The sequence below is a fragment of the Chrysiogenes arsenatis DSM 11915 genome, from assembly GCF_000469585.1.
GTDB lineage: Bacteria > Chrysiogenota > Chrysiogenetes > Chrysiogenales > Chrysiogenaceae > Chrysiogenes > Chrysiogenes arsenatis.
Genome location: NZ_AWNK01000016.1, coordinates 18956 through 28879 on the forward strand (window position 1 = coordinate 18956; position 9924 = coordinate 28879).

The following is a 9924-nucleotide window of genomic DNA, read 5'->3' on the forward strand; positions in this document are numbered from 1 at the left end:
GATTCAAGTTTGGTTCATTGCGAAGTTCATCGGCCGTCGCATATACAGTCCACTGGGGAGATGATTTTTTCCTTCTCCATTCGCATGCCACTTAATCCAGCCAAGTGGTGCGCCCTCAAGTGCGCACGCAATTTTCCATCCCGTTGCCGGCGCTATGTCGCGCTGCAAAGGGTGTCCTTGAATGTAGCGAATGACTTCTTGCTCCGTCAGCTTGCAATAGTGCGTGTGCAGTGTGGGTAGGTCAAGCATGGCGAGCGTGTGCGAGGGAAGAAAGCTGATTTTTTGTTGCCCGCGTATTTTACCGAGTGCAATGCCGCGCGCTGCAATAGGCAGCGTTCTCCAAGCAGGGGGGAGCCAGAAAAGTGTATCGCCAACTTTATGGAGATGGTTTTTTTCTTGCTGTACCCATTCACCCGTTGTGACTTCGCTAAGAAGCGATTGTTCGGTTGAGGTCGGCGCTGTTGTTTTTGCTCTTTTCATGGGCGTGCGATTTTGGAGTGGCGGCACAGGCGAATTTGAGCCGTGTTGTAATAGCGCACAGTATTGCCCGTCGCCAGAGCCATCTTGCGGCCAAATACGCAGGCCAATTCCGTCGATTCCTGCACGTGTTCCAGCTGGTGGCTCTTGTGTAACTGATGAAAATTCAGGAAATTCGTGCAAAAACCAAGCGACAACCGCTTCGTTTTCTATCGAGTTTACTGTGCACGTCGAGTAAACGATATGCCCACCTGGACGAAGTAAGGCGACTGCACTGCGCAGGATGGCGAGTTGACGCTGGGCGCAACTTTCGACGTGCTCAGGACTCCAGTGGTCAATGGACAGTGGATCGCGGCCAAACATCCCTTCACCAGAACAGGGGGCGTCAACAAGAATACCGTCGAAATATGCTGGGAGCTCTAAGGCAAGCGTGTCGGGTGTAAAATTGACGGGGCAGACGTACGACAGAAGTCCTAGGCGTTCTAGGTTGCTGGTAAGCACTGCGTGCCGAGAGGCAACGGTTTCATTGGCGACCAGCGTGATATTCAACTTTTGGTCGATAGCGCGACCGCAGATTTGCGAAGTTTTTCCACCCGGTGCGGCGCATAAATCAAGGTATACGCCACCTTCATGTAGAGGCAGTAAGGAAGCAGGTAGCATGGCAGAAGGTTCTTGGATATAAAAAGCGCCTGCATGATGCAGGAAATGCGACCCAAGCGTAGCGCAGGAGTGCGAATAACCAAGTGGCTCCCACGGAATAGAACTTTCAACGTGAATGCCGCATTGTTGAAGGGCGTCAGTGATTTGCTGGTGTGGGAGGAGTGCCCGTGCAGGGTTGAAACGGATACCTCGCTGTGTGGTATATGTCGGAGTGGCAAGGAAATCAGTGAGTGCACGAGCGTCAGTGCCAAGGTTTTTCTCGATAAAATTGCAAAAAATATTCCAGCGGTTCATTAGCAATGCTCTCTGATGATATTGTTTCGTGAAGAGTAATGTTGTTGGCAACTCAATGAGTGAAACTTGCGTCCGTGTTGCATAAGAGTAACAACCAATTTTTCACCTTTACATAAAAGTGATTTTGCAGTATACACACAGACCGTTTGGAAAGTAAGGGCGATTAACTCAGCGGGAGAGTGCTACCTTGACATGGTAGAAGTCACTGGTTCAATCCCAGTATCGCCCACCATTTAACTATTTGTATCTAAATGGTTTGCGCTTTAGGATTTTCAACTTTCCCATATTCTTCCCATATTTTGTCATTGAACCGTCCTCCGGCGCGACCCGTTGGGCGGTTTATTTTATTGCCGTACACCTTCGTTATCATGCTTAGGTCGGTGTGTCCTACCATATCCCTGATCCATGATAACGGTTCCCCTGCATCGAGCATCATGCAGACGAATGTGTGTCGTGTGTTGTAAATGGAGCGATACCGGATTCCCAATGCCTTCAAGCAAGGTTTCCAGTAGTTTTCCACCAAGGCAGAATATGCAGCAATGGGAAACATGCTATCTTGCCCAACAAAGTGACGCAGCTTGTGCTGTGATAACCACGAGTCAAGTGCTTCGATAATATCAACCGTCCTGCCCGATCCAGTCTTTGTCCCTTCGCCTCCGGTGGTGCGCTGGATAGAGATCGTGTGTTTACGAAAATCAATATCACCCCACCGAAGCGCCAAGGCTTCGCCCGTCCTCATGCCCGTGTAGAAACTCACCGCGCACCATGCGGCCATCTTTGGCTTATGCTCCTTCATCCATGACAGAATGGCGTCAATCTCTTGGCGGTCGAATGGGTCTGGCTGTCGCTGAATGACTCGCGGCAACTTCACCCCTTCAACTGGATTGCGAGTAATGACGCCATTGCGTATGGCATCCAGCAGGATCGTGGAGAGGAGGGTAACAACGTGCTTGACGGTTTTTGGTGCCAACTGCTTTGACAATCTGGCAATAAATCGTTGCACTTCGAGTGGCTTAATGTGCGCCACCTGCCGCCCTCCAAATTCCCCAAGTATCCAATGGTTGGCGAAACCGCGATACGTGGCAATCGTTTTTGGCCTCAACACGGCTTCCCTTATTTCAAGCCATGTTGTGACATACTCGTCAATAAGTATGTTTGTTGCCGTTGCCGCGTCGTCATTCGGTGTCTGCTCAATACCGAATGTTCCACTCCGTATCTGCCGTTCAATGTCACTGCAAATTACGGCGGCGCTCAGGCATCCGTGACACCTGCATGGTTTGCGTTTCCCTGTGCACTTATGCCCGGTCTTCTGTTCGTGAAGTTTCCCCCTTAGATAATAGCGAACGTATATGGTGCGCTCGCTCCCGTTGCTTTTTGTCCGTAATGATGCCATGACGATCAACCTTTCCCTGTGGTGGCAGGCGTCCGGCGCAACGTATCATTCACGGCTTGATAAATCCAGCGCGTTTGCTTTATGCCTGTTGGCTGTATATAGTGAATACCGTACTGGAAAACGCCATCAACTATGAGATTATGAATTGTCGTATTGCTCAGGCTGAACTCATCTTGTATTTGTTTTCTTGTCATCATGGTAGGCTTAAACGCAATTTCGGCGGCCTTGCGAGCCGCCTTTTCTGCGATTTCTTCTATCATTCGTTCGAGTTGCATGGTTCACCTGTTGAGGTTGTTATTTTATATACGCCCTTTAGCTATTTCTGACCTGAGAAGCCTAGTAAGCATCAGCAGCGCATCACATAAACTTTCTGGTGTTTTGCCGCCATGCAGCATTACCGCTTGATGGCGATTATTGCTCCAGTCGACCTGCAAAAAATGCACTCATCAGCGCTTCTTGCTACTTCAATGTTTACCAATTGAACTTGCACCAGTGAAGGTTTCTCGCTCATTTCACTTGTTCCCCCAGTACCTTAAACTCTATCACCCACACCAAAGGATTATCTACCCACGGACAGCCGTCTTTTTTGCCGTAAATGGAATCCCATAGAACCCGAAACGCCTCTCTTGGTGTAGGTTTTCTAAATGCCTGTGACGGCGGATGTGTTTCAGTGATGTGTGTATCGTCACACCCTTCAGCAATCGCGTCTACATCGCTAATATCCTGCAACCGCTCCACTCGCACGTTAGTGACTTCCAGCGTGATTCGTGAAGCCCATCGGGGCATGTGGATGCTTGGCTTCCATTTGCTTTCTCCGCAATCTTCATCGACCCGATAAACCGGCTTTCCGTGGTGCCTAGAACACACACAGAGGTCGTAGCAAGCACACTCTTCCTGTGCATCAAACAATCTGAATGCCTCCCGCACCCATAGACGGTCACCGGGCTGTAGGTCAGGCCATGGCTCATTACAGGGATGTGGTTGCGGCTTCACTATTCGTCTCGTCTGTGTCTTTCGTCCTCCAAGTATTGCGCGTACCATTTCATCATTAAAAATTATCGGCTTCTCCTGCATTTCACTTCCTCCCCTGTGCTCTAAATTTCTCCCCGCAATTAGGGCAGTGCCAACTGACACTACCGACTGTATTCGGGTGGATAGGCCACCGGTGGCGGCAGTGCGGGCATTCCATATCTTGATTTTTGCTGGCGAAGGCTGCGACTTCGGGAGATTTTGTGCTGTAATCCATTATATCTGGTCTGCGTTCGGTCATTGTTCACCGTTTAATTCAATTTGTTTTAATATATCATCATAAGCCGTTGAAACAGTAAGAGTTTCCCCGTCCACGGTAAGAGTCGTCTTGTTGAGATCGAACATTGTAACTGCTACTATAGCAAAGCATCAAATAAATCATGTGCTGCATCTTTCACGCTATCTTCTGCCATACTCTTTCCCTCGCTTTCAGTACATATTCGATTTGTTCGTCATCGACATAGAGGCCGTCCCTGAATCCGCATCCTGCGATTTTATTCAGTTTTCCGAGCATCATCCGAATGCGCCACAGCGCTGACCAGTCATTTTCTGTTTTGTTTTTCGTCGCTTCGATGATCTCTTGCGCGTTTTGCATTTCGATGATTCCTGCGGCGAGTAATTCGCTCAGGCGCATACCGTCAAATCCCAATCCCTTCACACGCTTTTGCATATGTTCCAGTTGGTCGGTTTTCAACTTTCGGCTTGCCTCTACCATCGCGGATTGCAAGTGGGCGATTGATTCACGTGCTGTAACTGCGCGATACACTTCGCCAAGTTCTTTTTTTGAAGGGAAAATCTGATCGTGGTAAAAGTGAATGTAAACGTGTGCGAGTGCCAGCGACAACACGGCGCGATATCGTTGCGTCATATCTAATGAAACTCCTTTCGCTTAGGTGTGGTTTTCTTTTGAATGGGAATAGTAAATGCCGACTAAAAAACCCGCAAAATATTATATTCTGCGGGTTTACTTGTTTGGCTGTCATTTGAATGGCTACAATTCAACACTCAACGCGGCATAGCCAATCATGTCAACGAGATTGTCGCGTTTGGTGTTTAACTGTTCACGTGCCAGCTTCATAAGCACCATCATTTGTGCAACATCTTTTGGTAGAACATCGCAACCAAGATAGACGCTCCAGTATTTAGCAATCAGGTCGAACGCCACGGCGGGTGCGCCGTATTGCTGGTCGCGGTCGCCGTTGATGGTGCGCTCTGCCTCGAATAGAACTTGTGACCGTGGGGAGCTGATTTCATTTGCGTTCGGCATATCTTCCTCCTGTGCTAAATTTAACAATAAGTCAATTTCCTTTTGCTCCGAAAATTCATCATAATCCACATCCGCACACATTCTGTTCGGATCGTGCCAGCGGTTGCAGCGGGAGCAGTATTGTAGGCTCATTCTTTCACCCCCTGCGTCGCCAACAATGACACTTCTGGATACTCGTAAAGCGCGATGAGCATTTCATTTGCTAATCCTCGGATTTCCCATTGCGCGTGTCGTTCGAGTCGTAGTGAGAGGAAATTGCGAAAACTCCGTAGGTTCATGCTTACGGTCAGCACAGTATTTGTCGCGTTGGGTAGTATGTACCGAGCATCTTCTGGCGGGATGCCTGCGGCAACCATTCGTCCATAGAATCTTTCAATGTCGTCCATGAGTATTGCGTAATCGGCAATAATCGTTGTGTCGGGATGGTGTTCGATCTTCGGCGGCATCATATACCACTGTTCGTTTTCTGCATTGAGCTTCACGTAACGCTGTGACTGTTGTGCATAGCTGGCAATACGATGGCGCACTAATTGATGACTGCACGCGCGTGAACACTCAATCTCCCACGTAATATTGATAAATTCGAGAACGCTGTCATGCCCGCGTTTGATGATGTTCTGTAGGAGCTTCAAATCGCTTTCCGGTGCGCTCTTGTCGTGCGAGTCGTAGCACGTCCGCGCTGCATACGCGGCTTTGCGCCAGTCGGTGCATTGGAGGAGGGTGGCTTTCATTCACTCACCTTCTTCCAGTCGCGGCATGTTAAATACCAATTTACGACTTCCCGAGGCTCTGACCATGTTGTGCTTTCGCTACCGCGATGTGTCATGCTCCATACAGCTTCTTCATTACCGAGCCAGAGTAAAGTAAGGCGTGTGGTATGCCAACTAATCCCTTCTATGGTGTCACCCACCTGTATGCCTAACGCGCGGCACTGGTCAGCAACGTTGAGTTCATATAATTCTTTCATCTACTCAATCTCCTTTTCACTTTTTTGTTCTGCGCGTACCGTTCGCGCGCTTTCCGGCGTTTGCCGATTAACTCGTTCTCTTTCTGCTGACATTCAGCATTACAGTACACGCGGGAGCCACGCGCCCATTGTACTGGCTTGCCGCAATGTTCACATTTCACGGCATCCCTCCGGCGCCGCGCGCGGCTGTGTATGGTATTTGTTTTCCCGTCCATCGCGGGTCGATGTTGTGATGGAGTTTCTTTTCCCCCGATTCACGTAATCGCCAATCAATTTTTTTTACGTCGATCATCTGTTTTGTTTTTTTAGATTCGCTTTCAATCAACTTATTGACTCTTTCAATTTTCGCTCGCTCTCGCGATGCTTTTATTCTGCAATACTCGTTGCAGTACACAGCAAGCCCAGCGTTATATCTGCGCGTTCTGCCTATTGTGTCTGCCGTTTCGTTTCCGCAATATGCGCAGTTCATGGATCCTCCAAAAAATTAAGCCCCCGTTTCCGGGGGCGATGCTGTTTTGTGACGACTATTCCTCATTAAAACCATGGCGCACATACCATTCAGTCCGCGTTCCGCTAAATACAGTTTCGGACTTCCCGCATCTGCGGCATTTTCTTACTTCGTGGTGTGTTTTTCGGCCAACACTTAAAATAAGCCGAGGCGCGTAAAAAATATGCACACCGAAGAAACAGAGTATTCTGTCAACCATTTAAGAATCCTTATTTGGAGCATAACAAACCGCCGAGTAATTCAACCAGGGTATGCAGCCAATTCGCACCGGCATGCTTTAACCGTAACGCTCCACGTCCCCGCAAATTGCGGCTCAACCGTGCAGCCGTCGTGCAGCCATTTGCCAAGTATCTGGCCTGCGTCTTTGCGGTCTGTACGATCATAGTCCATCGCGCCGACGATCACGCCGCATTGGCATTTCGCAACGAATCCAGTAGGCTTGCGCTTCATTCCTGCACCCTCCACCCGCGCCGGCATCGCGGTTGCAATAATAATTTCGTTGTCTAACTCGGAGTAGTTAAATGTCTTCCATTTGGAAGCTTTAACGTAGGCGTTCCAGTACAAGCTCCAGTCTGGCTCGTAGGTCATCAACAGCACGGAGCGCTGGTGTGCCGGCATATCGGCGCGTTTGTATAGTGGCCATAAATCATCCCAAATAACCGGTGCTGAACCGTGGCTGTTCCGCAACTCTTCGATGTCTTCAACTTTCTCGCCCAGACAAACCGATTTTATTGTCGCGGTGCTCATTCATTCTTCCTCCCGTAGTCACCGCCCGGCACTTAACCGGGCGGTAAGCGATGCGGTTACTGTAAAATGATTACGTTCCTGTTGTCGATTGAAGGTTCCATGCAGTCATGCTTCTTGAAATACGCGGCAATATTATCCATTGCAGCCTTCTTCCACGCACCACCGTCGCCTTCGGTCAAAAGTACCGTTGGCGGTTTTTCGCCGTTGGTTTTCAGTCGCAACACAAAACGACTGGCAGGCTGCTCAACTTCGGTAAAAGTGCGGAATGGGCGCAGTATGACGGGGTTCGGCACCGGCTCAGTTTGCTTGAGCGTCAGGCCGACTTTTGCGCTGACTGCCTGCGTTATTCCATCATCATCCCAATTTTGCACGGCAGTACTGGTTATATTACCGACCAGCTTCAAGATTTGCGCGGTCATTTCGTCCTGAACGAATCCGGCTTGAAGCCATACAATGAATTGTTCAATACTCAATTCATTCTGAAAGAAATGTTTTTGCTCAGGAGCAATAGCGAGTATCGGCGTTTCGCGGTCGCGCCATTGCTTTCGTGCGCTGGTGTAAACGGCGACGCGCGTAGGATCAATCACATGCAGGAATAACTTGTCCGTCAAGCCGTCGATGTTATCTGCAATATACTGAACTACCGACTCCAGTGTTGACGTTTGGATTGTTGTGAGTGATGGCTCCGATACCGGATACAGTTTTGCCCGTGAGTATTCGCGCCCGTCGATAGTTTCTGTATCTGCTGCTTGCATCGTCAATTCTTGCAATTTTTCGATAGTGGACTTGTCAAACATTACATGCCTCCTGCGGCGGTTTTTGTGTCAAGTTGCGTGATTTTACGGTTATGCTCTTCTGCCTCCGGTGTGATTGGCAGCACTGGCGTTGGGTCAATTTCTAGCAGGTAGCTGCGGCCACGGTGATGGGCGATATGTCCAATGGTGGTCACTGGATCATACGGTGCAAGTTTTGTTGTCACATGGTTTTCGATTGCTACCCGCGTTCGCTCTTTGTTCGGCTTGAGCTTCACTTTGATCGTAATTTCCCGCACTTTATCTGGCGGTGTGTTTTCGTCTGCTATGTTGGAAATTACACGTTCGAGTTCGTGACTGAATCGTTCCTGCAATCCTCCCATAGCCAACTCATGGAGCTTGATAGTATCCATCGAAATACCTCCTGAAAAAAATTAAGCCCCGCGAATGCGGGGCGTTGGTGACTTAGCGTGTGATATTTTCTGCGTAGAAACTTCGTCGCTCGTTCCGAAGATGGCAGAGTCCGTGAATCATCAATCCTTTTGCCGTTCTTGCCCAGCCGTATGGCGTTATTGCTCGTTCGGTCACAGCTCCTTTTTTGTCGGAATAGCTGAACTTCATTTCGCCGCCGTCGCTGACTAGCTGCGGCAGATCATGCAGCACGCTTGGCAAATACTCCTCGATCTCGTATTCCACATGCTCAATGAATGTCTTTGCAGTATAATCAACGTTCCCATGTATTACTTTGAAGTAGTAATCTTTGAGCGCCACTACATCCGAAAGTGCGCGGTGAGCGTCGCCGTCGCGCGCTATATCGTGATGTTCCAACAGCGCATTGAGGTTGTTTTTCTTCGTGTGTCCGAGCTTACGCGCGATTTCCAGCGTGTCTATCACGGGCAACATAGTCAGCCATGAGATATCAAATCCTGCATTCACCAAATGCTGGTGCGTCCAACTGAGAGTGTGTAAAATATTTTGTGTAAGTGGCCATTTAAGATACTATTCTGATCATATCTCAAGGAGTATCCCATGGCCATTTCCGATGAACTTCTCGACCAGCTTCTTGTCAACTATAAAAAGCCTGAAGATCTTGTAGGCGAAGGCGGTCTACTCAAAGAGTTAACGAAGCGACTTGTAGAGCGTGCAATGCAGACAGAGATGACAGACCATCTTGGCTATGCCAAACATGGAAAGTCAGACAAGCAGGCTGGAAACTCACGCAACGGCAAATATCCAAAGACTATTAGCGGCGAGTTTGGTGAGCTTCAGATCAATGTCCCCCGTGACCGCGACGCCAGTTTTGAGCCAAAAATTATCCCCAAAGGTCAAAGCCGTTTTCATGGTTTTGACGATAAAATCCTCTCTATGTACGCGCTGGGCATGAGTACACGGGACATTCAAGTTCACTTGGAAGAAATGTATGGTGTGGAGGTTTCCCCCACCTTAATATCCCAAGTAACCGATGCTGTGATTGACGATGTGAAATCATGGCAAAACCGTCCCCTTGATGAAGTTTACCCCATTGTTTATCTGGATGCTATCAGGGTGAAAGGGAGACAAGGCGGACACATTATCAACAAAGCAGTGTATCTCGCGTTGGCTGTCACCATGGAGGGACAAAAGGAAGTTCTTGGCATGTGGATCGCGGAAAATGAAGGGGCAAAGTTCTGGCTTAGTATTCTTAACGGACTACAAAACCGTGGAGTTAAGGATATTTTCATAGCTTGCGTTGACGGCTTAAAAGGGTTCCCAGAAGCTATAGAAGCCGCTTATCCGAACACCCAAGTGCAAACCTGCATTGTGCATATGGTCAGACATAGCTGAATTTTG

General features: G+C 48.8%; 13 protein-coding genes, 1 tRNA gene and 1 pseudogene. 2 read left to right on the forward strand and 13 right to left on the reverse strand.

All coding sequences use genetic code 11. The features are described 5' to 3' along the window. Positions 1-3: 3 nt before the first annotated feature. Positions 4-1431, reverse strand: a complete 1428-nt coding sequence (locus P304_RS15215; protein ID WP_051321611.1) for a methyltransferase RsmF C-terminal domain-like protein — start codon at positions 1429-1431, stop codon at positions 4-6. Between the two features lie 157 nt (positions 1432-1588). Between P304_RS15215 and P304_RS0110585 the strand changes: the two genes are divergently transcribed. Further along, a tRNA-Val gene (locus tag P304_RS0110585) sits at positions 1589-1663 on the forward strand. Positions 1664-1678: 15 nt separating this feature from the next. Here the strand turns inward: P304_RS0110585 and P304_RS0110590 are convergent. The 12 genes from P304_RS0110590 to P304_RS0110650 form a co-directional block, all read right to left on the reverse strand. Further along, entirely contained in the window at positions 1679-2824 is a 1146-nt protein-coding gene (locus tag P304_RS0110590; protein WP_027390511.1) for a tyrosine-type recombinase/integrase, read from the reverse strand. A gap of 5 nt (positions 2825-2829) precedes the next feature. Continuing rightward, positions 2830-3099, reverse strand: coding sequence for a hypothetical protein (locus P304_RS0110595; protein WP_027390512.1), 270 nt, complete (start codon positions 3097-3099; stop codon positions 2830-2832). Positions 3100-3331: 232 nt separating this feature from the next. After that, entirely contained in the window at positions 3332-3610 is a 279-nt protein-coding gene (locus P304_RS17280) for an ASCH domain-containing protein (RefSeq protein ID WP_201766957.1), read from the reverse strand. A gap of 637 nt (positions 3611-4247) precedes the next feature. Next, a complete protein-coding gene (locus P304_RS0110610) occupies positions 4248-4721 on the reverse strand; it encodes a hypothetical protein (RefSeq protein WP_027390514.1) in 474 nt (157 codons plus the stop codon). Between the two features lie 123 nt (positions 4722-4844). Continuing rightward, positions 4845-5120: a DUF6378 domain-containing protein gene (locus P304_RS0110615; RefSeq protein WP_051321615.1), complete on the reverse strand. Its 276-nt coding sequence runs from the start codon at positions 5118-5120 to the stop codon at positions 4845-4847. Positions 5121-5248: 128 nt separating this feature from the next. Then, on the reverse strand, positions 5249-5851 hold the full coding sequence (thyX, locus tag P304_RS15220) for an FAD-dependent thymidylate synthase (protein WP_051321612.1): 603 nt from the start codon (positions 5849-5851) through the stop codon (positions 5249-5251). Beyond that, on the reverse strand, positions 5848-6087 hold the full coding sequence (locus tag P304_RS0110625) for a hypothetical protein (RefSeq protein WP_027390516.1): 240 nt from the start codon (positions 6085-6087) through the stop codon (positions 5848-5850). The genes thyX and P304_RS0110625 overlap by 4 nt, the downstream gene beginning before the upstream one ends. A 157-nt stretch (positions 6088-6244) precedes the next feature. Beyond that, entirely contained in the window at positions 6245-6379 is a 135-nt protein-coding gene (locus P304_RS17475) for a hypothetical protein (protein ID WP_269077613.1), read from the reverse strand. A gap of 456 nt (positions 6380-6835) precedes the next feature. Next, on the reverse strand, positions 6836-7342 hold the full coding sequence (locus tag P304_RS17285) for a hypothetical protein (RefSeq protein ID WP_201766958.1): 507 nt from the start codon (positions 7340-7342) through the stop codon (positions 6836-6838). Positions 7343-7398: 56 nt separating this feature from the next. Further along, positions 7399-8139, reverse strand: a complete 741-nt coding sequence (locus P304_RS15225) for a hypothetical protein (protein ID WP_051321613.1) — start codon at positions 8137-8139, stop codon at positions 7399-7401. Further along, complete coding sequence (locus tag P304_RS16305; RefSeq protein ID WP_051321614.1) at positions 8139-8507, reverse strand: hypothetical protein; 369 nt, start codon at positions 8505-8507, stop codon at positions 8139-8141. Before P304_RS16305 ends, P304_RS15225 begins: the two co-directional genes overlap by 1 nt. A 52-nt stretch (positions 8508-8559) precedes the next feature. Beyond that, positions 8560-9030 carry a 3'-5' exonuclease gene (locus P304_RS0110650; RefSeq protein ID WP_152514536.1) on the reverse strand — a complete coding sequence of 157 codons (471 nt, stop codon included), beginning with the start codon at positions 9028-9030 and terminating at the stop codon, positions 8560-8562. A gap of 93 nt (positions 9031-9123) precedes the next feature. On the opposite strand from P304_RS0110650, the pseudogene P304_RS15235 reads away from it, so the two are divergent. Next, positions 9124-9915, forward strand: a pseudogene (locus P304_RS15235) (IS256 family transposase); the annotation flags it as partial. Positions 9916-9924 lie beyond the last annotated feature (9 nt).